At 36.0% G+C, this 26683-nt stretch carries 23 protein-coding genes; 8 read left to right on the forward strand and 15 right to left on the reverse strand.

Going from position 1 to position 26683, the window contains the following annotated elements:
- Positions 1–7 precede the first annotated feature (7 nt).
- The 5 genes from ACQKIM_RS09325 to ACQKIM_RS09345 all read right to left on the reverse strand — a co-directional run bounded on the left by ACQKIM_RS09325 (position 8) and on the right by ACQKIM_RS09345 (position 6442).
- A complete protein-coding gene (locus tag ACQKIM_RS09325) occupies positions 8–1513 on the reverse strand; it encodes a DHA2 family efflux MFS transporter permease subunit (protein ID WP_427542382.1) in 1506 nt (501 codons plus the stop codon).
- 345 nt (positions 1514–1858) lie between these two features.
- Positions 1859–3355 carry an ATP-binding cassette domain-containing protein gene (locus ACQKIM_RS09330; protein WP_427542385.1) on the reverse strand — a complete coding sequence of 499 codons (1497 nt, stop codon included), beginning with the start codon at positions 3353–3355 and terminating at the stop codon, positions 1859–1861.
- Between the two features lie 313 nt (positions 3356–3668).
- A complete protein-coding gene (locus ACQKIM_RS09335; RefSeq protein WP_427542388.1) occupies positions 3669–3797 on the reverse strand; it encodes a hypothetical protein in 129 nt (42 codons plus the stop codon).
- 178 nt (positions 3798–3975) lie between these two features.
- Positions 3976–4353 carry an enoyl-CoA hydratase gene (locus tag ACQKIM_RS09340; protein ID WP_427542391.1) on the reverse strand — a complete coding sequence of 126 codons (378 nt, stop codon included), beginning with the start codon at positions 4351–4353 and terminating at the stop codon, positions 3976–3978.
- A gap of 658 nt (positions 4354–5011) precedes the next feature.
- Entirely contained in the window at positions 5012–6442 is a 1431-nt protein-coding gene (locus tag ACQKIM_RS09345) for a PLP-dependent aminotransferase family protein (RefSeq protein WP_427542394.1), read from the reverse strand.
- Positions 6443–6792: 350 nt separating this feature from the next.
- Here ACQKIM_RS09345 and qoxA point away from each other — a divergent pair, with 350 nt between their 5' ends.
- The 4 genes from qoxA (at position 6793) to qoxD (ending at position 10568) form a co-directional block, all read left to right on the forward strand.
- On the forward strand, positions 6793–7671 hold the full coding sequence (gene qoxA, locus ACQKIM_RS09350) for a cytochrome aa3 quinol oxidase subunit II (RefSeq protein WP_427542397.1): 879 nt from the start codon (positions 6793–6795) through the stop codon (positions 7669–7671).
- Between the two features lie 68 nt (positions 7672–7739).
- On the forward strand, positions 7740–9689 hold the full coding sequence (gene qoxB / locus ACQKIM_RS09355) for a cytochrome aa3 quinol oxidase subunit I (protein WP_427542400.1): 1950 nt from the start codon (positions 7740–7742) through the stop codon (positions 9687–9689).
- Positions 9686–10282 carry a cytochrome aa3 quinol oxidase subunit III gene (qoxC, locus tag ACQKIM_RS09360; RefSeq protein ID WP_427542403.1) on the forward strand — a complete coding sequence of 199 codons (597 nt, stop codon included), beginning with the start codon at positions 9686–9688 and terminating at the stop codon, positions 10280–10282. The genes qoxB and qoxC overlap by 4 nt, the downstream gene beginning before the upstream one ends.
- Before the next feature lies 1 nt (position 10283).
- Complete coding sequence (gene qoxD / locus ACQKIM_RS09365) at positions 10284–10568, forward strand: cytochrome aa3 quinol oxidase subunit IV (RefSeq protein ID WP_427542406.1); 285 nt, start codon at positions 10284–10286, stop codon at positions 10566–10568.
- A 61-nt stretch (positions 10569–10629) separates the two neighbouring features.
- Here qoxD and ACQKIM_RS09370 read toward each other — a convergent pair whose 3' ends face one another.
- Positions 10630–11184, reverse strand: a complete 555-nt coding sequence (locus ACQKIM_RS09370) for a helix-turn-helix domain-containing protein (protein WP_427542409.1) — start codon at positions 11182–11184, stop codon at positions 10630–10632.
- Between the two features lie 144 nt (positions 11185–11328).
- Between ACQKIM_RS09370 and ACQKIM_RS09375 the strand changes: the two genes are divergently transcribed.
- Both ACQKIM_RS09375 and ACQKIM_RS09380 read left to right on the forward strand, forming a co-directional pair.
- The gene (locus ACQKIM_RS09375) at positions 11329–12528 is read left to right on the forward strand and encodes a CynX/NimT family MFS transporter (protein ID WP_427542412.1); all 1200 of its coding nucleotides are present in this window, start codon (positions 11329–11331) and stop codon (positions 12526–12528) included.
- A 225-nt stretch (positions 12529–12753) separates the two neighbouring features.
- Entirely contained in the window at positions 12754–13605 is an 852-nt protein-coding gene (locus tag ACQKIM_RS09380; protein ID WP_427542414.1) for a spore germination protein, read from the forward strand.
- On the opposite strand, the gene ACQKIM_RS09385 is transcribed toward ACQKIM_RS09380, so the two are convergent.
- The 3 genes from ACQKIM_RS09385 to ACQKIM_RS09395 all read right to left on the reverse strand — a co-directional run bounded on the left by ACQKIM_RS09385 (position 13606) and on the right by ACQKIM_RS09395 (position 17642).
- Positions 13606–16776, reverse strand: coding sequence for an ATP-binding cassette domain-containing protein (locus ACQKIM_RS09385; RefSeq protein ID WP_427542417.1), 3171 nt, complete (start codon positions 16774–16776; stop codon positions 13606–13608).
- 132 nt (positions 16777–16908) lie between these two features.
- Positions 16909–17319 carry an SRPBCC family protein gene (locus ACQKIM_RS09390; protein ID WP_427542420.1) on the reverse strand — a complete coding sequence of 137 codons (411 nt, stop codon included), beginning with the start codon at positions 17317–17319 and terminating at the stop codon, positions 16909–16911.
- Positions 17316–17642 carry an ArsR/SmtB family transcription factor gene (locus ACQKIM_RS09395; protein WP_427542423.1) on the reverse strand — a complete coding sequence of 109 codons (327 nt, stop codon included), beginning with the start codon at positions 17640–17642 and terminating at the stop codon, positions 17316–17318. The genes ACQKIM_RS09390 and ACQKIM_RS09395 overlap by 4 nt, the downstream gene beginning before the upstream one ends.
- A 425-nt stretch (positions 17643–18067) precedes the next feature.
- Here ACQKIM_RS09395 and ACQKIM_RS09400 point away from each other — a divergent pair, with 425 nt between their 5' ends.
- On the forward strand, positions 18068–18700 hold the full coding sequence (locus ACQKIM_RS09400; protein WP_427542426.1) for a TetR/AcrR family transcriptional regulator: 633 nt from the start codon (positions 18068–18070) through the stop codon (positions 18698–18700).
- A gap of 130 nt (positions 18701–18830) precedes the next feature.
- Positions 18831–19520 (forward strand): M23 family metallopeptidase, encoded by a 690-nt coding sequence (locus ACQKIM_RS09405; protein WP_427542429.1) that lies wholly within the window; start codon positions 18831–18833, stop codon positions 19518–19520.
- A 258-nt stretch (positions 19521–19778) separates the two neighbouring features.
- Here the strand turns inward: ACQKIM_RS09405 and ACQKIM_RS09410 are convergent, their stop codons facing one another.
- The 6 genes from ACQKIM_RS09410 to ACQKIM_RS09435 form a co-directional block, all read right to left on the reverse strand.
- The gene (locus ACQKIM_RS09410) at positions 19779–20465 is read right to left on the reverse strand and encodes a diphthine--ammonia ligase (protein ID WP_427542432.1); all 687 of its coding nucleotides are present in this window, start codon (positions 20463–20465) and stop codon (positions 19779–19781) included.
- Between the two features lie 109 nt (positions 20466–20574).
- The gene (locus ACQKIM_RS09415; RefSeq protein WP_427542435.1) at positions 20575–21420 is read right to left on the reverse strand and encodes a GIY-YIG nuclease family protein; all 846 of its coding nucleotides are present in this window, start codon (positions 21418–21420) and stop codon (positions 20575–20577) included.
- 210 nt (positions 21421–21630) lie between these two features.
- Positions 21631–23067 (reverse strand): proline--tRNA ligase, encoded by a 1437-nt coding sequence (gene proS, locus ACQKIM_RS09420; RefSeq protein ID WP_427542438.1) that lies wholly within the window; start codon positions 23065–23067, stop codon positions 21631–21633.
- Positions 23068–23638: 571 nt separating this feature from the next.
- Complete coding sequence (locus tag ACQKIM_RS09425; RefSeq protein WP_427542441.1) at positions 23639–25360, reverse strand: putative bifunctional diguanylate cyclase/phosphodiesterase; 1722 nt, start codon at positions 25358–25360, stop codon at positions 23639–23641.
- Between the two features lie 391 nt (positions 25361–25751).
- A complete protein-coding gene (locus ACQKIM_RS09430) occupies positions 25752–25922 on the reverse strand; it encodes a transcriptional regulator (RefSeq protein ID WP_427542444.1) in 171 nt (56 codons plus the stop codon).
- Between the two features lie 215 nt (positions 25923–26137).
- Positions 26138–26287, reverse strand: coding sequence for a transcriptional regulator (locus ACQKIM_RS09435; protein ID WP_283868035.1), 150 nt, complete (start codon positions 26285–26287; stop codon positions 26138–26140).
- Positions 26288–26683: the final 396 nt, after the last annotated feature.

Genomic DNA, 26683 nt, shown 5'->3' on the forward strand with positions numbered 1-26683 from the left:
AATTTTTCTACTCCCCTTGAACGTCTATCCCTTGATTAGGTTTGACTCTTTTAATAAAGAATGCAAGAATAAGGGCGATCACCGTAATCAATGTTGAAATAAAGAAAGTAATATTAATACCATGTAACATAGCTTCATTCATAATTTGTTGTTGTACTTCAGCTGCAGCTTGTGTAGATGATTGGGTTGCATTGGCACTCATATTGTTCATAGCTTTAGCAGCTAATTCCTCTGCTTTTACAGTCGTTATATTGTTCATGACGGTAATCAATACCGCAGAACCTATAGCACCAGACACCTGCTGTAATGTATTGTTCATCGCTGTTCCGTGTGGATTATTATAGGCTGGTAACTGATTTAAACCATTTGTCATTACTGGCATCATAACCATTGACATCCCAAACATACGTAGAGTATAGAGCAGCACAAGCGTAGAATACGCAGTATGCAGACCGATTTTACTAAAGTAATAAGTTGTTATAATGGTAATGGTCAACCCAATTACGGCCAGGGTTCTTGCTCCGTATTTATCAAAGAGTTTCCCTGTAATTGGGGACATTATCCCCATGACAATAGCGCCAGGAAGCATTAACAGGCCAGAATCCATTGGTGAAATCCCACGAATTGTTTGTACATAAATCGGCATTAGAATCATTGCTGAGAACATCGCAACCGAAATAACGATTGAAATGGTTGTTGATAAGGCGAACATTGGATATTTGAAAATACGAAACTCAAGCATGGGCTCATCCATTCTTAGTTGACGAAGGATAAAAGAAATCAAAGCAAGTGTACCAATGATAATCGTACCGTAGACGAGAACATTATCCCATCCTTTTTCCCCTGCTGAGCTGAAGCCATAAAGCAAGCCGCCAAATCCAATACTAGATAATACAAGAGACAGTACGTCCAGCTTAATAGGACGTTGTGGTGTGACATTCTTTAATTTAAAGGCTGCAAAAATTAAAGTTAAAATGGCAATTGGCAGTACCAGATCAAATAACATTCTCCAGCTATAATGCTCGATCAACCATCCAGAAAGTGTCGGCCCAATCGCTGGAGCTGTAATCATTACAAGACCAAACATCCCCATTGCTGCCCCTCGTTTTTCGACTGGAAAAGCAGTTAGCATAACATTCATTAATAACGGCATCATAATTGCAGATCCTGCAGCTTGAATCATACGAGCCCCTAATAGTACGCCAAATGCAGGTGCAATACTAGCTAAAAATGTTCCCAAAGTAAACAAGGCCATGGCGATAATGAATAGCTTTTTATCAGTAAATCGTTGAATGAAGAATGCACTTGCAGGTATTAAAATCCCGTTAATTAGCATATAGCCTGTTGAAAGCCATTGTACTGCAGTGGCATTGACCTCGAATTCCTCCATAATGGCTGGAAGAGCAATATTTAATAATGTTTCATTCAAAATAGCTACAAATGCCCCGATAAATAAAATGGCAATCATGCCGTATGGCGGTTTTGTCTGAACAGAAATTGTTTTCTCCGACATGTAGTATCAGTCCTACTTTCTTTCTCTTTTTCAGTTACATTCACATCTTTTTTTGATTTGATCTTCTTCGTCAATTTGATAAGTAGTTTTTTCCTCCAATTCGTTGTAGTGCCCCTTCTGATTTCATAGCAACCACCCCTTTAAAATTAAATTAAAAATTGTTGACGAAAGAATAGAAAGTATTGTATAATTAAAATAGGGATAATATGCATTATTTATATTATACAATGTCTAGCTATATAAATTTATCATAAGACAGCCTTTATTTCAATGTGTTCTACATAAATTTTTTGCGAAAAAAGTCGGTTCCTTTACTACAGGAATTCGACTTTTTCTTATCTTTCCCTATTTTTTCGTTAATCCTTCATTAGTTAATTCATAAATGGTTGATGCTACTTCTTTTAGGTAGCGTCGATCATGTGAAACACTAATAATGGCTCCTCCATATTGTGCTAATGCCTGACACAGAACAGGTGTTGTCAAAGGACTAAAATTTCTCGTTGGTTCATCTAATATCAATATTTCGCAACCATCCATAATCATTTTTAACAATAGTAGCTTCGCTTTTTGACCCCCACTCAAATGCCCAATTGTCTGCTGCATTTCATTGCTAGTAAATTTCATACTGCCTAGAAGTGTGAAAGCCTTTGTCATGGCTTCCTTTTCACCAGTTATCTCTAGAAAACTAATCGGTGATTGAGCAGGGTCCAATAGATCCTCATAATTTTGTGGCATGTATCCTATTTTTAATGAAGATTGTTCCTTTATCTTTTCCAAAATTATTTTTAATAATGTTGATTTTCCTACTCCATTTTCCCCAATAATCGCCACTTTTTCTGGTCCAGTAATGGATAACTTAATATTTTGGGAAAGTTGTTTATTTGCTATTTCAAGCTTTTCTAATGATAGTTCTAGAACTTTTTTATGGCGATGTACATGTATAGAGAAATCAAAGCGAAATTCACTTGCCTCTTCCACGCCTGGTATCTCTAAAAAATCCTCTGTAGCTCGGTCCATACGTTTTTTTTGATTTTTTAATGACTTTATTTTCTTTTGTAATCTGGGATCTGAGCGAGACACATTCTGATGCTGATGCTCAGCCTTATTCCATACCTCATGCCATTTACTCATTTGTTTTTTATAATCTGATGCTTGCTTTCTCGCCATCTGTTCTTGCTTTTGCAAATTGTTTTCTCGATGAAAAAGGTACGTTTCATAAGACTCTCTTGTAAAGGTATATTTAGGTATTTGCTTGCGATTGGTAAGCTCAATGTGAATAATTGCGTTTGCCGTATTATTTATAAATGTTTCATCATGTGATACAAAAATAACAGGTATCGAAGTTTGCTGAATAAATTTTTCCAGCCATTCGATTGTGCCTATGTCCAAATCATTTGTCGGTTCATCTAATAAAAGAGCATCAGGATTCATGGCGAGTAACTTTAAAAAACGATACTTAAATCGCTCCCCTCCCGAAAAATCACCAATCCTTTTATCTGAAACAAATGAATCAATCCTAAAATCATCCATTGCCTTTAACAATTCTTTATTCCAATTATTCTCCGAAAATAACTCAGTGATGGTCAACTTTTTTTCATGAGCTGATAGTTCCTGTGATAGATATCCCAGTGAATAATCATTTTTAAGAATTTTTCCTTCATAAGTACAATAATCTGCTATCAATTGATCATTGTAAATGCATTTTAATAATGTACTTTTGCCATTCCCCTCTTCCCCTATTATGACAATCTTGTCTCCTTTTTGGGTACTCAGCTGAAGATGATCTATTAACGTTCGATTATCTTTTATCGTTTTGATGGTAAGGTTGTGTATTTCTATCATGTAAATTCCCCTTCCTTTTTTCATGGCGTAATTGTTTAATGTTAGTTGTTCATATGCATCACCCTAAAATTTGATAAAAACAAAAAAAGATGCCTCTGTTTATAAACAGAAGCATCTTCTCGCACAACGAAAAAGTTTTCACCCTATGTGTAAAATCATAGAGTGGTAGATTTAAAATATGATAGGTGAAAATTAGCTTCTTGTTTATTTATTATGAGATTAGCTTTTTTAATAAATAAACAATTGCTCAAATTCTTCACCCTCCGTTCGTTCAAATTTGTATTTTTAATTTAACATATAATTCTATTTATTGTCAATTAGAAGAAAAATGTAAGCCTCTTTTTATACCATAATGCTGTGTTGTTGATAAAATTACGATATTGGTCGGTCCTGGTGTAACCGTAATAATAAAACAGTACAATAAAAAAGATGTAATATTCACGGAGCAAACTCCCTTTCAAGTTTATCTCTATGAATTATTACATCTATTATTTAAATCCAATAGTACAAAATTGCACATATACCTTGTCCATTAAATCCTTTTCTTGATTTCCTCGATATGAAAATGCATATTGATTATGTCATTTGATAGCTTCGGTAATATCCAATAAACCAACCTGTTATAAAATAATGCCTGAAAAACTCCCCTTTAGTACTTCTTTGTCTAGTTGGTTTATGCATGTAAATGCTGCCGTAATGGCTGTTCGATTTTTTTCATCCGGTTCATATTGTTCGATAATTACATCACAGCGAATTGTATCATCACTAAAAACAGGACGTAAAAACTCGAAATTCATTTTGCGGGCTAATACGTTATTGTCACCATCGACCTTTGTAGGAAGTGTTGCTGTTAAAAGCCCTTGAACCACAAATCGACCTTGTTCGTCTGGTGTGATATGATGAATCCCTTCATCTTTTGATACCTTCGTAAATAATTCAACATCTTCCACTGTAAACGTACGTTCAAACGTAATTTTTTCACCTACTTGTAATCCCATCAATATCCCCCCTGAGAGTAAAAAACTATCATAATCAGAATATTAAAACTTATTATCGTATTACTCAACTATTAAAATATTTATATTACTGAAAAAAACAGCCACCTAGCGCCGATTGAATATCGAAACTAGGTGACTAGATGGTGTTTTTGACTAAGATTTAATAGTGTATATAAGGAGTGCCTATTTCCCTTATATACTGTTGTGGGAAACCTAAAATATAATAAGTAGTGACTGCCTTGATTTTTTTCATCAGCAGTAAAAGCTAAAAAAATGAGATTGTTAGAACAGGTAAAACATAGAGACAAAATTAACGATACTTGTTGTGAATGATAAAACCTCTTTTTCAAAAAGCAGGTTTCTTACATGTAGCTTTTTTAATAACCCCATTAACAATTGATCCACACTGAATTAGATAACTACCTCTTACCTAATGAAAAAATGGGTTTGTCCTATCACCTTCCTACAACTTACAGATTTCATTACCTGTGTGAATAATTGTGAATCAATCCACACTTCAATGATAGTAGATAGCCTTTATGGATTTTTTCTGATCCATGTCTTTATCATAAATAGTTTACGTATATTTTTAACCATCCACTTTGCCACTATTTTAGTCATCCACTTGTCTATAATTTACAAAAATTCATCTTCTTACTTATAAACTATTAAGTGCTTGTGCAAATCTTTTTATTCCTTCATCGATTGAATCCACATCTTCTCTAGCATACGTAAAACGGACAAAGCCATTTTGGGATCCCATGGTGGAACCAGGAACATAAATGACGCCTCGTTTAATCGATTCTTCCAGTAATTGTGTTTCACTATAATTTTTCAGCACTTTACACCAGATGTGGATACCCCCTTGGGGAATAGAAAACTCCACCTGATTTTTTAAATAAGTATCGAGACTTTGAACAATTGTATCTCGTCTTTTTTCTAATTCTCTAATTAATCTTTTGATATGCAAATTAAAGTTTATTGACTCTAAAAAATCATTAGCTATCCACTGTGTAAAGCTAGAATGACCAAAGTCAATTTGTTGCTTTGCATCAGATAACCTTTCAATAACGGATGTGGGACCAACAATCCAGCCTATGCGTAATCCCGAGGCAACAATCTTAGATAAAGAGCTAATGTATAATACATTTCCATTTTTATCTAATGATTTCAGAGTAGGAATTTTATCCCCTGAAAATGCTGTCAGACTATAGGGATCATCTTCTACTACTGGAATACCAAGCTTTGAGGATATATCTAAGATAGCCTCTCTTCGCTTAATATTTAACGAAGAGCCTGTTGGATTGTGAAAATCAGGATTTAAAAAAATCATCTTAATACGATGTTTTTTATATAATGTTTGTAAATCTTCTGGGGCGACACCATCCTTATCAACAGATAAATAATGAAGTTGTAAGCCTGCTGATTTAAAAATAGGCAGATTATAATTGTACGAAGGGTCTTCTATTGCGATTGCATCTCCAGGCTTTAATAAACATTGGACAATCAAATGTAATGCTTGCTGCGCCCCTGATGTAATCAGTATGGAAGAAGGATTTGTATCAATCCCTCTACTATTTTTAATATGCTTCGTAAGAGTAGTTCGGAGTATTTCACTACCCTGTGGATGATCGTATCCAAGGCTGCCGATAAAGGAGCGAGTTGCTGTTATTTCTCTTAATGAGCTTTTAGGGAAAAGATCTTCTGATAATTCTCCTGTCGCTAAATTTATTAGTTTGTGTTCTACTGCCTCTTTTCTTATTTTTTGTGTGACAGGTAGATTAGGTAAAAAGGAGCCCGCCTCAATATATCGATTCCAACTAGGAATTCTTTTCCTTGTGATCCCCCAAATATCCTTACTAATGGTCGTGCCACTTCCTCTATTCCGTTCAATAAGCCCCATTGCTTCTAATTCGTCATATGCACTAACAACTGTACTTCTATTTACGTTCAAAGTATTCGCTAAGTATCGCTCTGATGGTAAAGGTTTATCAGGCGGAAATGTCCCATCAGCAATCCCTTTTTCAATATATTCTGCAAGTTGTTTATAGATAGCCTTTTTGGCATGTCGATCTGGTTTCCAATCCATATTTCCTCACCTCAATAGTGCTTCTAAATTCTAGTTTTGTCTGAAAAGCTAAAATATCAATCATAGTATAATGTCATTTATATTGAACCATCCACTTTCTTATCACTTTCCCCATCCACTTTGAATTTTAATCTATAGGACCCTATGATAACACTTACTAGACGTGTATTCCTCTCCAAAATATTATTCTGAAATTGCTTTTATCGTTTGAGAACATTCTGTGTTATCTTGCAAAACGCCTTGTCTTTCAAAGTATGTGCCACTATGATAAAAATCAATTGTGAATCAAAATCCATGCAAACCCATAGTAGCCGATAGCACTTCAAAGAATCAGTTAAAGGGGTTTGTTTATGAAAAAAAGTTGGCTCAGATTAATTGGTCTTTTCACTATTGTCACTATGTTAACCGGTTGTGACCCATTATTAGTATTAGATCCAAAAGGTCCTCAAGCTCAAGTACAAGCCAAAGATATTATGCTATCGATAGGGATTATGTCCTTTATCGTACTAACCGTTTTTGTGATTTTAGCTTATATGTTAATGAAATATCGTGCTTCTAAGCAAAGTCCCGACTATAAGCCTCCCCACATTAAAGGGAGTACAATGGTTGAAATAATTTGTGTAGGCATACCTGTTTTAATTGTTGCGTACATGTCTATTATTTCTGTTCAAAGTAATTATAAGGTGGAATCGACGCCAGAAAAATATAAAAATGAGAAACCATTGGTCATTTATGCTTCAACCTCTAACTGGAAATGGCATTTTAGTTATCCAGAAGAAGATATTGAAACAGTAAATTATTTGTATATCCCTGCTGAGCGTCCAATTGAGTTCAAACTTTACTCGTATGGACCGATTACTAGCTTCTGGATTCCTCAGCTTGGTGGTCAAAAATATGCGATGGCTGATATGGTGAATACTTTGCATTTGGCTGCGGATATACCCGGAGAGTTTATGGGAAGAAATGCAAACTTTAATGGCAAAGGGTTTGCCGAAAATACGTTTAACGTTACAGCGGTGACTCATGATGAATTTGATGATTGGGTAAAGACAGTAAAAGAAACAGCAGATCTATTAACGGAGGAAAAATTTAATTCGTTACTAAAACCAGGACATGTGGGACAGTCCACTTACAATGGAACACATTTAACATTTCTACCAGCACCTGAGGGTAAAAATGGTGGACATCAGCATGGTTCTTCTCACGTAAAAGATCATGCATCTCAATAAAACAATCTTGAAATTCTCGAAATGAACTAGTTTACGATAAGGTTTATGTCGAAAGGAGACATAGTCAGATGGATTACTTTGAACGATTTGCGATACCCCATCCAAGCCCAGCTATTTATGCCTCAATGGTCGCTATTGGTCTTACGGTGATAGCGATGATTGTAGGATTAACCTATTTTAAAAAATGGGGCTACCTTTGGCGTGAATGGTTAACAACAGTTGACCATAAACGAATCGGTATTATGTATTTAATTTCAGCACTTCTTATGCTTTTCCGTGGTGGAGCGGATGCTATTATGATGCGAGCACAAATGGCAGTACCTGACAATAAGTTACTAGATGCACAGCATTATAATGAAATATTTACGACACACGGAACTGTGATGATTATATTTATGGCCATGCCGTTTATTATGGCCTTTATGAACTATATTGTGCCACTTCAAATTGGCGCAAGAGACGTGGCCTTTCCACGTTTGAATGCTTTAAGCTTTTGGCTATTTTTCATGGGGGCCATGCTATTAAACATTTCCTTTGTAATTGGCGGCTCTCCTGATGCTGGCTGGACGAATTATTTCCCTCTTGCTAGTAATGAATTTAGTCAATCTGTAGGAACGAACTATTACTTGTTTGCTCTACAAATTTCAGGTCTTGGTACATTAATTACTGGTATTAACATGATTGTGACGATTCTCAAAATGCGAGCACCAGGTATGACATTAATGAAAATGCCAATGTTTACATGGTCTTCTTTCGTCGCAAATGTAATTATCGTTTTTGCCTTTCCTGTATTAACGGTAGCACTTGTCATGGGAACTTTTGATCGGCTATTTGCTACGAATTTCTTCACAACTTCCAACGGCGGAATGGATATGCTGTGGGCGAATTTCTTCTGGGTATGGGGACATCCTGAGGTTTATATCCTGATTTTACCAGCCTTTGGACTATACAGTGAGATTATTTCTACATTCTCCGGACGCAATCTCTATGGCTATAAATCGATGGTCGGTTCAATGGTCATTATCTCCTTTCTATCGTTTTTAGTATGGACCCATCATTTCTTTACGATGGGACAAGGCGCTTTAACAAATAGTATTTTTTCAATAACAACGATGGCCATTGCTGTACCGACTGGGGTCAAGATTTTTAACTGGTTATTCACCTTGTGGAAAGGAAAAATTGTCTTTACAACGCCGATGCTTTATTCCATGTTGTTTATCCCTACGTTTACAATAGGTGGCGTAACGGGCGTGATGCTTGGTATGTCAGCAGCTGACTACCAATATCATAATACAATGTTTTTAGTAGCACACTTCCATATGGTGATTATTCCAGGTGTTGTATTTGCGATGTTAGCAGGCTTACATTACTATTGGCCAAAAATGTTTGGCTTTATGTTAAATGAAAAAATCGGCAAAGTAACGGCATGGATTATTGCAATCAGTACCTTACTAGCCTTTATGCCGATGTTCTTCTCTGGCTTAGATGGACAAGCACGCCGTATGTATACTTACTCGGCCTCCACAGGTTTTGGTATGTGGAATATGATTTCTTTTGTCGGCGCTATTGGTCTTACGATTGGCTTTATCTTAATTGTATATAACGTTTATTACAGCATTCGTTATGCACCAAGAAACGTTGGCTCAGATCCATGGGACGCACGTACATTAGAATGGGCTACACCAAATCCTGTACCGTACTATAATTTTGCAAAGGTGCCGCATGTCATTTCAACTGAGGCTTTATGGGATGCAAAATATCGCCAGCATGATTTGTTCCCAGAGAAATATGAAAACATTCATATGCCTAATAACAGTGGTGTACCTTTCATTTTAGGCTGTATCTTCTTTGCATGGGGCTTCTCATTTGTATTTGGTATGTGGATTCCAACCATTGTTACATCTATTGGTATTTTTATTTGTATGGCTCACCGTTCGTTGGAAAAAGATCCAGGACATTATGTTTCTGTCGAAAAAGTGAAAGCAACGGAATCGAAATTGCGAGGTAGTCAATCATGAAAATCGATCAATCACTTCCTTTAGAATATAGTACACAGCAAAACCAATTGAATATATTAGGTTTTTGGGTTTTTATCGGTGCTGAAATCATGCTCTTTGGAACGCTGTTCGCAGCTTACTTTGTTTTAGTGGATCGCACTGGAACTGGTCCTACAGGAGCAGACATATTTGAAATTACACCTGTTTTATTTGAAACATTTATTCTCTTAACAAGTAGCTTTACCATTGGCTTAGGAATACACGCTATGCGCAAGGGCTATACGAAAGCGATGATAACGTTCTATGTTGTGACGCTCCTACTTGGTGTAGCCTTTATTGGTTTTGAAGTTTATGAGTTTATTCACTATGTACATGTTGGAGCAGGCTTACAAACGAGTGCCTTTACAGCTACCCTTTTGACAACATTAGGGACGCATGGTGCGCACGTCACATTTGGTGTGTTCTGGGGTATGTTTATTGTCTACCAACTAATTCAGCGTGGATTGACGCCTGAAACAGCCAATAAATCGTTCATCTTCTCCTTATACTGGCACTTTTTAGATGTGGTCTGGATCTTTATCTTCAGTTTCATTTACTTGAAAGGAATGGTTTGAAATGAGTGATTTATTCCCATTTAAACAAGTTATGGGATTTGCCCTGTCAATTATCCTTACCATCATTGCGGCGAGTGTGTATTTTTTTGATATATCTTCGCCCATTACCATGACAATACTTTTAGTCACAGCATTTATACAGGCTGGCTTACAGTTAGTCGTCTTTATGCATGCCAGTGAAACAAAGGATAAACCTGCGATCTATACAAATATCTACTATGCATTAATAATTGCTCTCGTAACCATTTTTGGGACATTATTATGTATGATCTGGGGCTATCTATAACAGAGAGTAATAAAAAATCGTCCTTTACTTGATGAGTAAGGACGATTTTTTTATGACAAAACTATCGGGTTGTATAGCTTAACGAGAGCATCAAATGTATTTTTTCGTTAGAACGATTGATGTATGTGTGAAGCTCTTCGCCATTAAATTTAATGACATCCCATTGATTTAATTGATGAATTTTTTCTCCTACCTTCATCTCCAATTGCCCATTTAACACAAGGACAATTTCTTCTGATCCCGCTAAGTGACATTCACTGTACTCACTATTTGGTTCGATGCAACCTCTATACCATTCCGTTCCATGTGTATTCAATAATGGCTCGACAAACCAATCGTTATTATTTCCTAAAAATTGGTAATTTGATCCAAACTTATGCACTTCTATATTTTCTTTAAATGATAATAAAGAGACGAGTGGAATATTAAGCCCTCTGCATATTTTCCAAAGAATATTGATCGTTGGATTCGTTTCCCCTCTTTCAATTTTTCCTAACGTCAATTTACTAACACTACTTACATTTGCTAAATCATCAAGACTCATCCTTTTATTTTTTCGAATTTCTCTTAGATTAAGCCCAACTTGACTAGATAAGTCAATATTTTCCTCATTCAAAGTGTCGCACCCCTTCTGTTGACTTCATATATTAAGTATATTATAGTATACAAGTCGGTAAATTATAGTTTGTTTTTTATTTATAAAGTTAACTATAGTATATCAAACAATCATTCATATTTACAAAAAGAGGTGTTTTCAGTTATGGCGAAATCAAAAAATCTGACTATTATTTGGAGTATTTTTTCTTTGTTTATACTCTCTATGAATCTACGGGCTTCCATTACATCCATCTCGCCAGTATTGAAAAATATTCAAATGGATTTACAGATGTCTAGTGTAGTAGTAAGTTTACTAACTGCCCTACCTGTTTTTTGCATGGGGATTTTTGCTCCATTGGCTGGGAAGTTAAGTGAAAGATGGGGTATTGAGCTGACGATTGCTTTATCCGTTTTATTAATTGGTGTTTCTACGGCATTACGTTTAGTAGCGACTTTTCCTTTGCTGTTATTACTAACAGCTATTCTTAGCGGAATAGGTATCGCGATTACAGGCCCACTGATCTCTGGCTATATCAAAAAGGAATTTCCTAAATATTCATCTACCATGATTGGTGTCTACTCAGCGGGGATGGGAATTGGAGCGTCTTTAAGCGCTGGCTTAGTCGTGCCCGCCATGCATGCTTTTCATCAATCGTGGAATGCAGCTTTAGCAATATGGTCGGTATTCGCACTTATGGGAATCATTGTTTGGATTCCTATTATCAAAAAATCAAAGCAATCTCAAGTGTCAATAGAGAAATCTGTCAGTCAAAAAAGCCGATTACCTTGGGGAAATCGATATGTTTGGCTCCTTATGATATTGTTTGGTTTACAATCAGGTGTTTACTACTCCCTGGCGACATGGCTCGCACCAAAAGTACAGGACGTTGGTTATAGTGATGCCTACGCCGCAACAACGGTTACCATTTTTTCTGTCATGCAAATGATTTGTAGCTTTATTATTCCAATCTTAATTAATAATAGTGTGAAGAGAAAGCCTTGGATGCTCCTTTGTGCATTAAGTTCTTTTATTGGCATTCTGTTATTAATAACTGGCGGGATTTCACCCATTTTCTGTGCCACATTAATGGGCATTGGTGCTGGTGGTTTATTCCCATTGGCTATGATTTTACCTTTAGACGCAACGACAACTCCAAAAGAAGCAAGCGAATGGACAGCCATGATTCAATTTGGTGGCTATATTATTAGTGGCATTATTCCGATGCTTGTTGGTGTTATAAAGGATGTAACAAACACTTTTGACTTTGCATTTTACGCATTATTATTTATTTTAGTTGTATTAATGTTGATAACGTTTAAAGTTAGAGCAAAAAAAGATTCAAATACTTACTTCCTTCAATAGAGAAAAAAATGTCGAAGCTACCCTCTCAAAAAATAGCACGAATCATAAGAGATTTGTGCTATTTTTTCTAATTAGCAACGGGTTAAGGAGAACTAAATAATGTCTGCTATTTTAGGATATACATTTATCGATGTCAATTTGAAAATGCACAAAATAAGTTTAGATCGCCCTTCGAAAGTCAATTCTATAAACTAAGTTAGTAATGAAGGGAGCCTATAATTCCACATGAATTTTAAACAGCCTTTATCACCAGCCAAAGAGGCACCTAAAGAAAATCTTGTGAGGGTCGCATATTCGACAGATCATTTTATTCAGTCGATTAAAAATGCTACGAATAATCCAGCTGACTTGATTGTTAAGCTGCTCCCATCGAAACTTATGCTTATTTATATCGATAAATTAGTTGACAATCAGACTTTAAATAAAGATATTATCGGCAATTTACAGAATAAACCACATGAAACTCCGGATACAATTGAGGCTACCCTTTCTATTCCTGAAGTTGTTATATCCAGTCTACTAAAGGAAACAATAGAATCTATCGTTAATGGTTCTGTTGTTATTCATGTAGATGGGTTTCCGCAAGTACTGCTAGCCAATATCGCCAATAGAGAATCCAGAGCTTTAGCAGCACCTGAAAATGAATCACAAGTCATTGGTGCACAGGGTGGTTTTAATGAGAGTCTTTCCACAAATATTTCTGTTATTCGTCGCTACATAATGAGTCCCGACCTTTGTAATGAAAAACTAAAAATTGGCACACGCACCAATACCTCTGTCTCACTCTTATATATGCATGGAATTGCCAACGATCAGATGGTCAATACTTTGCGACAACGAATCACAGATCTTAATTTCGATGAGCTACTCGACAGTGCAGTGCTATCTGAAATGATTGATGATAACTCTTTATCCGTCCTCCCACAGATGCTATTAACTGAAAGACCGGATAGGTTTTGTGATGCGCTATTAGATGGCAAAGTAGGTGTTATTGTGGATGGCAGCTCGGTCTTTGGAAAATGGTCAACAAAAAAACTCATTTGTAGTGCATCACTACAAATGAGTTTACTGCCCTGATTAATTATTCTGCTCAAGGTATTGATAAATCGCCATCATCTCTTGTTTATTCAGCTCTCGGATACGATTGAAAATAGGAATATCTGCAACAGCCTCAAGATATGAGCCTTCTGTAATAACCTCATTTACTGTACCAGTTAGCCAAGTTTGCACGTCAATACCATCGACAGTTTCCTTCCGTCCCTCTTCGTCAATACCACTTGCTTCGCAACTCACACAAGGAACTGATAATTTAAATACGCCATCATGAAGATTATCTTCTGAAATGACTTTCTTTCCTTTACAGAATGGGCATGGATGACTTGCTTTCACCTTATTAATTTGCGTAACGATTTTTTTGTAGCCAAATGCCTCATAAACATACGTGAGTTTCTTGAATTTTCCATTGGTGAAATATTTATCGATAATGGCTTCTCTAGTTTCGTTAATAGTAGCAAAATCACAGATGGTAATTAGATTTTTGTTGCTGATTGCTTCAATGTTGGCTTTAATACTGTCCCAGAATGGTAGCACGTTTTGCAAGACAATTTCATAACCGACAAAGCTTGCCAGCTCTAATTCAAGCATTTTTAATGATACCTTTGTTTCCCTAGGTAGTAAGGAAACATCGGTTGTAAGCGACATATCTCCTCCAACGATCGCTTTGATTTTTTCTAGCTCTGGTAATGACCCTACTGTTTTTATGACTTCATCAATCGGTTGATGAATAATTTCACGGATATCCGTATCAACGTATCGTAATTTCTTTTGGTGGTTGAGGACAGAGCCATGACAGATTGGGCAAGGCATCATTTCTCTAGTTTCTTTCATTTGCTCTTTAATGATTGATTTAGAAATTACGATATAGCGACCAATAATAAAATTAAAGCCTTCCCATTTTTTTGAGGATTTCGTTGCTTTATCATAAAAAGACTTATCCCAATAACCATATAAAAATGTATGCTTTTCATCTTCTGTCATGTCGTTGTAGCTTTTACTGATATCTTGACCAAGTTCATTTTTTATTTCTTCAAAGAGGAACTCCAGTTTTGAATGTTGATAGTATTTTAAGACCTCCATCACATCTGGATGTAGTAATCCCTCCCAAAATGGCACGTTTTTATCTTGAATGACAAGATCAAAATCAAATTTTTCAATTTCTAAACGGCCTGAACAGCTAGGACAATGATTTTCTTGATTAAAGAAATCGAAGCTCCTTGTATCCTTATTCGTTGGATGTGCAGCGACAATATGATTGATTAGGCCACCAATTTCATATAGAAAACTATACTGGCTATACAGATGTCTTTCAAGGTCAATAGCAATGACGGGGGCAATCTTGTTTGATTCATATTCACCGTAAATAAGACGGGCCATTGAGGATAAGCTTTTTAAGATGCCGCCCTTGTAAACATTTTCTGCATTTTTAAAATAACTTATATGATGGTTTTCTAAGTATTGAATGCCGTTTCTTGACTCAAGCGTAGACGCGATTTGTAATGGTACATTGTTCCGAGTATCGTTTTTCTGGTTAAAATAGTCTTCATGGCTAACCACCTCAAGGTGTGTCACAGGTTCCTGCTGTCTTTTACCAAAGTCAACAATAAAATCTGAACTTTCTAACATATAGGCATTGTGCTCTATCATAATGATGGAGATGGATTCTTCTTGTAGGATGTCTCTAATACTATCTATAAATTGATTTAGAATGTTTTGAGATAGCCCTTTTGAAGGCTCATCAAAGATAAAGAGTGTATGTGGGTTTCGAGAATTCGCAAACAACTCTGACACTAAATGTACACATTGGAATTCACCAGTTGATAGGGATTGTGTTTTTCTTTCCAGCGTTAAATAACCAAGTCCAAGCTTAATGAGCAAGCTTAAACGCTTATGGGCGATATCTTCATTCGGAAGCTCGTCAATAATATCCTCAATTGAACGTTGAAAAATATCCTCAATGTCCTCACTATATTTTGTCAGTTTCCTTTTAATATCGAGGAAGGTTGCAACAGTGGAGCGGCTAGTAATCGATTGGTTGCGATCTTGTCCCACCATTACTAGTTTATCCTTTGGATAGCGTTTTACAAAATCCTTTGCGATACATTCATTGACAAGCGTGGATTTCCCACAGCCAGACTCTCCTGTAAAGGTCACCAGTCGGTTTTGAGGAATTTCTATTTCATCCATTTGAATATTTCGGCAATGTAGATCACGGAATTGATAGAAGGTAGTTGGCATAGCCTGATTTCGTTCCCAAAAGATTGGCTGTGGTCGAGGGGAATCTTCGACAATTTTCCCACCATATTTTCCACTACCTGGTCCAAAGAATATAGGCTGATCAGCCGTGTCTAACACTGTATCCGAATGATCGATAAGCCAAATTTGATTTTTAGAACCTAATTGCTGTATTTGTTCTAAAATTTTTAATAAGGTATTATGATCTAAACCAACGGAGATTTCATCGACAATAATCACTGTATTTTCGCTCGTTGCCATAAATTCTGCTAAGTAAAGTCTAGTTAATTCCCCACCTGACAATGTCCCCATAATGCGATTTAATGTTAAATAGCCAATATTCATCTGGATAATATTTTGAAGAATATGTTGTTTCTCTTCACTAATATTTAATTCCTTTGACAGAGAATAGATCGTTTCGATACTTAAATTGTGGATGTCAGATATACTATATTGGTCATTCCATAAAGTTATTTTATGTTGTTCTACCTCCTGACTATAGCGCTTGCCCCCACATTTTTTACATTCTACATTTTTGGTTGTACCTCGCCCTTTACATGCAGGGCACCAGCCCAATGCATTATTAAAGGAAAAAACCTCAGGAGATAGATGAAATTCATCAGCCAGTCGATCACGAATCTCCTTAAAAACACCCGTATGCGTGCCAATAGTAGAGCGTGGATTTGTGGAAATGGATGATTTCCCTAAAAAAAGTACTAAGGGCATGTCCTCCATTTTAATGGCACTGAAATTTGTTTCCATAATATCTGAAAATAAATATTGATATTCAGCCTTTGGTAATAAAGAAACAAGGCGTTTTTTTGATTCTTCTCCAATTGTTTGACAAAATGTAGTTTTCCCTGATCCAGACAAACCAGCAATTCCTAGTGATTGATCCTCTGGTAAGATGACATCTAAACGGTTAATATTGTTGGCAATTAGTTGATTGATTTTCATTATGTTATCCTTCCATTTACTGAATTAAGAGGGTGCGTCCAGTTCTTATCCTAGAAGAGTGCCCTTCAGAAAAAGAAAGAACACAATTCTTGCTAAGGAATTGCGCTCTCATTTGTTTCAATTTGATTTGAACTAGGCTAATACTTTTTCAAGCTGCGAACTCATATTCGTCCAAGCGTATTTAGCCCCTTCGATCGCTCCTTGACGAGCTTTTGTTTCTTCACTAAATCCACCTTGATCAAGATGTAGCTGTGTAGTACCGTCTGCTGTTTGTGTTAACGTCCAAGTAACTGTCGTAGTTTCACCAGCACTTGTCCAAGTATATGATAATTTATGAGGCTCTTCTATTTCAAGTACCTCACAATCGACAATGCCATCCCACCATTCGTTTGGCTCAGCTCGGAACTGAAATTTATGACCTACAATTGGCTGAAAATCATTGCTCCAAATCCATTTTGCAAGTGTATCCGAATCTGTTAAGGCATGCCATACCTGTTCAATCGAATTTGTAAAATTAAAATCTAATGATACATCTGGTTTCATTTTTTTTCCTCCAATATAAGATGTAATTTTGAAATTCTTTCTTTCCAAAATCTTTCGTAAAACGATATCCAATCTTGTATTTCTTTCAACGGAGCAGCATTTAGCCGATATCTGGTTTCTCTTCCCTCTTTTCGAGCAACGACAAGCCCAGCCTCTTTTAGGATGGCTAAATGTTTAGATACAGCTGTACGCCCCATTTCAAATTGAGCCGTTAATTCGTGTAGCGGTAACTCATCTGCCTTAGCTAACAAATTTAGCAATTGACGTCGTGTTGGGTCAGCAATTGCTGCATAGACATCACGCTCTTGGTTAGTGTTATTCAATACCACCACCCTTTCTATTAGGACACTAAAAGGTGTCTTAATTATATGACACCTTTTAGTGTCTAGTCAATTTTATTTTGGACAAAATGATATTGATTTTATACCTTTGAAAGACTTATGTTCGAAATGCAAAAAGTACAGAGATTAAATCCTTTTTACTTTTCTTCATCCGTGTAAAGATCGTTTTTTCTATTCAATTCATCCCACGTAATGCTGTAGCTAAGCTGTTTTGTCTTGATTAAGAACCTAGTTTCCCCATAATAAGGGATATTGAAACTGTTCCTTATTTGCTATGGATATGAGTACGCCTATCCATAGCAAATAAAACTACAACATAGGTTACATTGACCTTATAGGTAAAAATATATATACTGAAATTAACCTAATAGGTAAAATCTTTTCTCTTACTTAAGGAGTGACAGATGTTGACAAAGTTATTAGCTTTAAGCCCTCAAAGGAGGGACGCTATTTTAAATGCAGCATTAAAAGAATTTTCATTAAAGGGATATGACGACGCTTCAACAAATGTTATCGCAAAAGAAGCTGGAATTTCTAAAGCTCTTATGTTCCACTATGTAAGTAGCAAGCAGGAGCTTTTTCTTGTTATGTATGATTTCTTCTCTGACCTAATCAAAAATGAATTTCTTGAATTGATAAATTATGATGAAAAAGATATTTTTGACAGATTACGTCAATCGTATCATTTGCAGATTAAATTATGGGAAAGGTACCCCTGGGTTTTTGAGGTTAATAAACTTTTTCGCCCTACTAATTCCGAAGAGGTTAGTAAGATACTAGAAAACAGAATATACGAAGAACATTCAAGCTGTTATCCTAAATTATTTAATGGAATAGATGAAACTAAGTTTAGAGCAGGTTTGGATATTGAAAAGTGTAAACAATTTATCCTCTGGTCTAATGTTGGATTTACTAATGAAATATTAGAGAATATTAGAAATTCAGAATCACCGGCTATAAACTTTGAACTTGTTGTTGAAAAACTCGATGGATATTTTGATGAGCTGAGAAAAGTATTCTACACGTCAAGCAATGAATAAAGTGGGAATGTGCGTTTAACATGAGAAAAACAAATGCCTATACGCATCAGTATCGTACTGGGACTTGCTCTTGTAGGACTAGGCTATTTTTAAAAATATAGGTAAAGAATTGACGGAGGTGGGATATGAGATGATTGATGCGCGTAAGCCGATAATTGTAGAGTTTCCTTTGAGAGGAGAATGGTACTCTCCTAACACTCCAGGGACAAAAATTCCGAGTCACGGTACAAATCAATTTGGATCAAGATATGCTTATGACTTTATACAAGTGGATTGGGAAAGAAAGGGCTGGCCCGCCTATCGCGTTAGTTTGGCGCAATATCTACTATTTGGGGTTCCCTTAGATGAATATTATTGTTGGGGGCAAGAAGTATATGCTCCTTGCGACGGAATCATTGTCCAAGCAGAGGATGGTTACAAAGAACGAACACGAACAAAATTGCTTTCTGATATGTCTAACGCTTATAAAAATGCTCATTATTTCGACCCGAAAAAAGACGACATACAATCAGTAGCTGGTAACTACATCATTATAGAATGTGGCGACAATGTATTTGCTGGATTAGTCCATCTACAAAAAGGTTCAATTCAGGTTTCAGTTGGTCAAAGTGTAAAAAAAGGTGAAGTTATTGGGAGAGTTGGTCATTCAGGTAACTCATTTGCTCCACATTTGCATTTTCAACTTATGGATAGTAGTGACATAGCTAATGCAAACGGATTGCCTCTTGCTTTTGAACAATACGAATTATTTAAAAATGGAACATGGGAAAAAGTAAATAATGGAATTCCAACAAATAAGGATAGAATAAGATTTAAATAATCTAATGAATGGAATCAATTTGAAACTGCATAAAGGGGTGCCGTCAGGAAAATTCCTGACGGTACTCTATCCAGCCTTTGTAGCCATATACAAGACACGTTCAAAAGCTGAAGGCAAAGGCGATAATTTAAAGGCTGATCCATAGACAGGGCATTTAAAATGAGCATTCCTTGTGCACAAAGATGAAAGCCATGATCATCAATGTTTGTATTAATCCTAGAATGGAGCTCATATTTTTCTCTTCATTGTAAATCATTTTTATGCAAGTTCCAAAGGTAAAAATGCGTATTCTTTATCACTAATAATCGGACATTTCCGAACAGCAATTGGATATTGAAAAAGAGGTCCATCAATGACGGTTGTATGGAATTCCCCACCTTCACCGCAAGGATCAATGTTACGGGCTTCAAGTTCCTTTATATAATCAGGTGTAAGTACTCGTCCTAAATCTTCCACTTTCATGCCTAATGATAAGTTGACTGTGACAATCATCGTAACAAATCCTAAGTGAATAAACTCATCGACAACTTCTCGATGATTCATCTCCCATAATGGCATGCCAAGCTGTAATCCAATCTTTTTTGTGACCTCATCATGCCAGCAGCCATGTGCAGGCATATCTATATCACCTGTAACTAATACTTCTGCCCCTTGATTTTTAGCATTTTCTAAAAGACCTAAAAAAACTCTTTCGTAATCTGCCCAACTTGCCTCAGCTGTATAGACAGGTAAACCAATCGAGTCAGCTTGTGCCCGTATAAGCTCAGGTGGCATTCCATGTGATCTAGAACGTTTCCCCTCTTCCTCCAACATAACGATAAGACCAATCGCTTGTCCCACTTGTGATGCCTTATAAATTGCTAGGACACTATCCTTTCCTCCACTAAAGGAAGCTATAAATTTATGTCCTTTAGCACTATTTTTCCAATCGATTATCTCTACCATTCAAATTTTTCCCCTTTTTTTATTCAGTTATTGCAAATAGATTCTTCAATTTTTTATATAAACAAATATGATATATAGATATTCGAGTATATTTCCATGGTTTACCTTTTTAATTATGGTTATAACCAAACTGAATTGTTTGAAGCTTTTGTTTAAAATTGTTTTCGACCTCGATGGCTTCTAATGCAGTGATATCTTTTGGTAATACCTTTAAAATCGTATATTGGAACTGCAAATGTGCATTAGCGTTTTGTTGACATAGCTGCTCAAATGCTAGATTGCCTCCATTGATTGTCGAGGCATACTCTGACCAACGACCGAGTATGCCATTTTTATTGTAGGAGGAACCAATATAAATTTTTCCGTTAGAACGGTCTGTTATGGCGTAAATGGCATTGATTGCGCTTAATGCGATATGCCAATCAGCATATGGTTGAGGATTATCAATGATTTGTTTTAGCTCTTGAAACGTTAACAATACATTTTCGTATCCTGGAAAGACAAATTGACTCGTGTTGACGAGCTGAGTAACGAATTTATCATTGGTGGCCTTTTGATACCATCTCACGGCTGCCTTGCCCCATTCAATAAATAATTTATTTTCATAGGGCTGTAATGGGTCATTTGGGACTTCGAACAAAGGATGCATAATTTCACCTTTATAAGGTTCTAGCAAAAACGGTGAGCAATCAGGGGCTACGAGTGGTGATGTCCCATGTCTTACTTCATACGATGTTAAGTATTTCGCTGTCGTACCTTCATCCGCTGAAAAGACAATGACATGATCATAGGCAGCATAAAAATCGGGCATTTGTTTTTGTGTATATTCCCGTAGAAAGCCGTCACGATACGCTTTAATAAATCGTTCATGCTTTAAAGAATGGCGAATAAGTATAGTTCTATTGACATTATAATTACAGCGGGTTAATAAATCAGATAAATAGAGATGAACCATTTTTAATCTCCTTTTTTAGACGATACTCTTTTTTGATAAGACACATTTATCGTACTATATTTTGTGAATATTCATAACCAAAAATTAGCATTATTTGATTTGATGGAGATGAAGTGTATTAGTGTCTGTTGGAAGGCTATCAATCCAAAGTTATGTAATAAAACACCCTCTTATTCGTTTTTCATAAGAGGGTGTTTGGGGCACAGCCTTTTAATATGCTTGGGCAAACCAAACCGTATGCTTTGCCTCGTTTCCACAGCAAATACAAGAAGTCTTTGTTGTCGGTGGATTAAATGGAATATTACGAGTCGTATATTTTGTCTCTTCTTTCACTTTTTCCTCGCATGCATCATTCCCACACCATCCAGCAAGAACCCAGCCTGGAATAGTGCCGTTATCTTTGGCTGTTTTAATGTGCTGTTGTAATTGTAGTAGAGTGTCAATCGTTGTATGAGCGTTTGCCTCACGGAATTGACGTGCTTTTTCGAGTAAACGGGTTTGCATTGTTGTTAGTTCTTCTTCAATGGCTGTAATGACATTAGCTAAATCGATTGTTCGTTTACCTTCTTCATCACGTGCTTTCAGTAGAGCTTGATTGTTTTCAAGGTCACGAGGTCCTAATTCAATACGAACTGGAACACCTTTTAGCTCCCATTCATTAAACTTAAAGCCTGGTGATTGGTCTGAATCATCAAGACGTACTCGGATACCTTTCGCTTTTAGTGTTGCAAACATCTTATCCAGATGCTCCAGAATTTGAGGATTCTTTTTCCATGGACCAACTGGAATCAATACTACTTGGGTTGGAGCAATTTTTGGCGGTAAAATAAGACCTTGCTCATCACCATGCACCATAATGACAGAACCAATTAAACGAGTAGATGTACCCCAAGAAGTTGTGTGTACATATTCGTGCTGGTTTGCTCTATTTAAATACTTAATATTAAAGGCTTCAGCAAATTTTGTACCTAAATAATGGGATGTACCAGCTTGAACTGCCTTGCCATTTTTCATCATAGCTTCAATTGAATACGTATCAACAGCCCCTGCAAACCGTTCAGAAGGTGTTTTTTGTCCATCATAGACAGGAATCGCTAATACTTGCTCCACAACCTCCTTATAAATCTCTAGCATTTGCATCGTTTCCTTACGAGCATCTTCTTCATCTACGTGGGCCGTATGTCCCTCCTGCCATAGAAATTCAGATGTACGAATAAAAGGAAGTGTTTTCTTTTCCCAGCGGAAGACATTTGCCCATTGATTAATAAGGACTGGCAGGTCACGGTAGCTTTTAATCCAATTTGAGTAAAGATGGCCAATCATCGTTTCTGACGTTGGGCGAAGCGCTAAGCGTTCTTCTAATTGCTCACCAGCAGCCTCTGTCACCCAAGGAAGCTCAGGTGAGAATCCTTCAATATGATCCTTTTCTTTTTGGAAAAAGGATTCAGGAATTAACATTGGAAAATAGGCATTACGATGTCCTGTTTCTTTAAAACGACGGTCCATTTCCTCTTGAATATGCTCCCAAATTTCATAGCCATCCGGTTTAAAGGCAATACAGCCACGAACCGGTGTATAATCCATTAAATCTGCTTTTTGGATGGTTTCGATATACCATTTTGAAAAATCTTCTAGTTGTTTTGACATGTTTATTTTCCCCCATTTTTATAAAATCAATTTCGCCTTGGCGTAATTGTTGCTGTCGCTTCGCTTTCGCACAGATAAACAATGTGTCCGGATTTTGAATTGCGCTTGTACAATTCATTCCTTTGAAAATCCGTGACATCCGCCGGAGGCTTTATCTTCATTTCACCACCTGTAGAGGAGGGAGTCTTCTGTATCTGCCACTGTCACTATGCTTACGCGCATAAAACATCTGCCACTATGCTTTCGATACAAAAAACTTTTGCTGAATGAAGATAAAAAGCACAAAGCTGTCCTCTGAACAAGGACGTCTTTGTGCTGGATAGACGTGGTACCACCTTTAATTTAGTTTTAAGTTTTAAAACTTAAAACCCTTTAACGTTTGGTAACGAAAACGATTCGGTTATGTTTGTGCATAACATCTCCGTGGTAGGTTTTCAGATAAGAAGCGGTGATATAGCTCTCAGCAGCTGCTATATTTTCTGGTTCACAATTCTTTCTTACTTGGCCACATCATCAATTGTATATTTTCAATAACTTTAGCAAAACAGTTAAAAAATATCAATCATTTTACTTAAAAATCTGATTTATTCACTGATACACTATCATTAATCAGTTTTGTGAAATCTTCTACGGATAGTGGTTTACTGAAATAATAGCCCTGTACGTATTCACAGCCATGCTCACGAAGCACTTTTAACTCAGCTTCTTCCTCTACACCCTCTGCTACTACCTCAAGGTTTAGTGCATGAGCTAAAGAAATCATCGCGGAAATCATGGCAATTCCTGATTTTTCTGGGACAATATCACGGACAAATGCACGATCTATTTTTAAAACATCTACAGGGAATTTCTTTAAGTAATTTAGCGATGAATAACCAGTTCCGAAATCATCTAATGAAATCGTTATTCCCAGGGCTCTTAATTGCTTAATTGTATCAATTAAATCCTCTGTGTAATCCAACATGCTCATTTCTGTAATTTCAATTTCTAATAAATGTGGATTTATTCCTGTTTCTGCAATAACGTCTCGAACCATTTCGACAAATCCTGTTGTACTGATATGGATAGGAGAAATATTGACAGCCACTCGTAAGTTTAAATGGTAGTTTTCGTTCCATGCACGTGCTTGCGCGGATGCTTTTCGTAATACCCAAACACCGATATCATTAATAAGTCCACATTCCTCTGCGAAAGGAATAAAGCGGTCAGGTGGCATTTGACCTAAATCAGGATCATACCAGCGTAGTAATGCCTCCATTCCTATCACTTTATCTGTTTTTAAATCAATTTTTGGTTGATAATGTAGTTCTAAAATATCCTTTTTTAATGCTTGATGTAATTTTGTTTCGAGTAATAGCCATTTATCATTTGCCTCTTCCATATTTGGACGATACAAGCGGTATTGATTGCCGCGTGTAGATTTTGCTGCATACATAGCAATATCAGCATTTTTTAATAGCTCTTCAATAGAACTTGCGTGATCTGGGAAAATACTAATGCCCATACTAATGCTTGCATAGAATTCATACGTATCGACAATAAAGCTATCATTAAATACACCCATGATTTCCTTGGCCATTTCCTCAATGCGGCAAACATCATTCAGAATCATTACAAATTCATCACTATTGTGACGGTAGAAGGAATTAGATGTATGATCAATATTTCGCAGGCGATTCGCCATCTCTACTAAAAACATATCTCCGATAATATGACCAAGTTCATCGTTAATGTTTTTAAAACGATTCACATCAATGAAAAACAACGCAAACTTTTCTTCTGTACGTCGAGATTGATGGAATTCATTTTCTAAACGTTGCTCTAATTTACGACGGTTTGGTAGACCTGTTAATTCATCGTGATAAGCAATATGTGTAATTTTTTTTATATCCTTTTGAGCAGTAATATCTACTCGTATAGCAATATATTGATATGGCTTTCCATTATCATCAAGGAACGGTATAATCGTCGTTTTTACCCAATACAAGCTACCATCCTTTGCGCGATTACATACCTCTCCATTCCACATATTCCCCTTACCGATTGTTTTCCACATTTCTCTGAAGAAAGATTTTGGATGGAAGCCCGAATTAAGCAAACGGTGATCCTGGCCTAATAATTCTTCACGCGTATATTTTGATATTTTGCAAAAATGATCATTAACAAAAGTAATTTTTCCAGTTCGGTCTGTAATCGCTACGATGATTGAACTATTCATGGCTGAAAAAATATCTTGTAATTCTTTCAAACTGTAGTTAACTTGATTGATACTACTAGGCGTGATATTCATCATTTTCATTCTCCGTTCATTAAAATAAGAAGGGTTTGGTACTTTTGCTTTATCATTGCGAGGTATAAAGTTGTGGTATAGTGCCCTTTTTTATGTAATTATATTATAGTCCTAGAAAAGCAGTTAATTCAACCCAAATATCAAAAACATTCAAATCTAGATTTGATAAATTTCAAGGAAATCGACAAAATTTAGGTGTATTAAACATACATAGTTTCTCTTATTTTAAAGATATACATTACTATAGAACTATATGTTATGTTATCTTTAGGCTTTTTTTCTTTAGAATATATGATTTTGATGTTAATTTTACGATACTTAAATAAATTCTTCTTTTATGTTACATTCAAAAAATGCCTTACTGTCACATACAGGCAGTAAGGCATTTCATGATCTAAGAGATTTCATATTCTATTCGGCCTCCCAATGCTTTGGCTTGCTCATTGTATGCATCTAATTGCTCCTGAGATAAATTTAAAATATAATAATGAAAATTAATTGGTTCAAGACCATGTTTCTCACATACTTGTTTATAAAATTCATAGCCTTCTCGATAATCTGTCATCCTAATAACTTCCTTTCAATTATGCAGCTTGTTAAAATAATTTTATTGTTCTATAACAGAAATATTATTTTTAAAATAATATATAACAGATGCACTCTCAAGTCAATGAATTATCTGATATTTCTTTCAACAATTTTAAAGCCCAGTCCATATGAATTAAGTATGGCTGGGCTTTTCATAAAATATTCACATCGGCTTCCGTAATAATCACATCCTTAAACGCCTAATTGCTTGGCTTGCATGTTATAAGCAGAAAGTTGCTGTTGAGATAACTGTAATACATAATAACGGAAAGAGATTGGTTCTAATCCATAACGTTCACACATTTCACAATAAAATTCATAGCCATCACGATACTTTGACATAAAAATTCCTCCTCTAACTAAAACTGTTTTATAACAGTTTATTTTATTTTTATTTAATATATAACAGTTTACTTTACTCGTCAAGTATTTGCTTATAAAATAAATACATTTGTATGGATGACAATAAAAAACCAATATCCCCATCTACAAATGGGGATATTGGCATGTTGTTGAAATACTATTATGTCAATGACATCAAGGTGACAAATCAAAAAGTATAGCTCTTTTTCAAAACGAGGGGTTGATCTCCTTTGCTCATCGTATTTTCTATTGGCATTTCACACTAATATATAGTGATAAATTTGAAGTCTTAGCCATCATTATATTGTGCAAAAATGTAGCTTTGATAACATTTTTCAATGCGAAAGCAGAGCGGTAGCAATAAGTGGCTTTATG

It is taken from the genome of Lysinibacillus sp. NPDC047702, assembly GCF_050272555.1.
GTDB lineage: Bacteria > Bacillota > Bacilli > Bacillales_A > Planococcaceae > Lysinibacillus.

Bases quoted from the DNA above. Each gene is read 5' to 3' on its own strand.
- qoxC (WP_427542403.1), top strand. From the start codon at position 9,686: ATGAAAATCGATCAATCACTTCCTTTAGAATATAGTACACAGCAAAAC.
- ACQKIM_RS09380 (WP_427542414.1), top strand. From the start codon at position 12,754: ATGAATTTTAAACAGCCTTTATCACCAGCCAAAGAGGCACCTAAAGAA.
- ACQKIM_RS09390 (WP_427542420.1), bottom strand. From the start codon at position 17,319: ATGAAACCAGATGTATCATTAGATTTTAATTTTACAAATTCGATTGAA.
- ACQKIM_RS09340 (WP_427542391.1), bottom strand. From the start codon at position 4,353: ATGGGATTACAAGTAGGTGAAAAAATTACGTTTGAACGTACGTTTACA.
- ACQKIM_RS09430 (WP_427542444.1), bottom strand. From the start codon at position 25,922: ATGACAGATTATCGAGAAGGCTATGAATTTTATAAACAAGTATGTGAG.
- ACQKIM_RS09345 (WP_427542394.1), bottom strand. From the start codon at position 6,442: ATGGATTGGAAACCAGATCGACATGCCAAAAAGGCTATCTATAAACAA.
- ACQKIM_RS09375 (WP_427542412.1), top strand. From the start codon at position 11,329: ATGGCGAAATCAAAAAATCTGACTATTATTTGGAGTATTTTTTCTTTG.
- qoxA (WP_427542397.1), top strand. From the start codon at position 6,793: ATGAAAAAAAGTTGGCTCAGATTAATTGGTCTTTTCACTATTGTCACT.
- ACQKIM_RS09410 (WP_427542432.1), bottom strand. From the start codon at position 20,465: ATGGTAGAGATAATCGATTGGAAAAATAGTGCTAAAGGACATAAATTT.
- ACQKIM_RS09330 (WP_427542385.1), bottom strand. From the start codon at position 3,355: ATGATAGAAATACACAACCTTACCATCAAAACGATAAAAGATAATCGA.
- proS (WP_427542438.1), bottom strand. From the start codon at position 23,067: ATGTCAAAACAACTAGAAGATTTTTCAAAATGGTATATCGAAACCATC.
- ACQKIM_RS09405 (WP_427542429.1), top strand. From the start codon at position 18,831: ATGATTGATGCGCGTAAGCCGATAATTGTAGAGTTTCCTTTGAGAGGA.
- ACQKIM_RS09435 (WP_283868035.1), bottom strand. From the start codon at position 26,287: ATGTCAAAGTATCGTGATGGCTATGAATTTTATTGTGAAATGTGTGAA.
- ACQKIM_RS09325 (WP_427542382.1), bottom strand. From the start codon at position 1,513: ATGTCGGAGAAAACAATTTCTGTTCAGACAAAACCGCCATACGGCATG.
- qoxB (WP_427542400.1), top strand. From the start codon at position 7,740: ATGGATTACTTTGAACGATTTGCGATACCCCATCCAAGCCCAGCTATT.
- ACQKIM_RS09385 (WP_427542417.1), bottom strand. From the start codon at position 16,776: ATGAAAATCAATCAACTAATTGCCAACAATATTAACCGTTTAGATGTC.
- ACQKIM_RS09415 (WP_427542435.1), bottom strand. From the start codon at position 21,420: ATGGTTCATCTCTATTTATCTGATTTATTAACCCGCTGTAATTATAAT.
- qoxD (WP_427542406.1), top strand. From the start codon at position 10,284: ATGAGTGATTTATTCCCATTTAAACAAGTTATGGGATTTGCCCTGTCA.
- ACQKIM_RS09425 (WP_427542441.1), bottom strand. From the start codon at position 25,360: ATGATGAATATCACGCCTAGTAGTATCAATCAAGTTAACTACAGTTTG.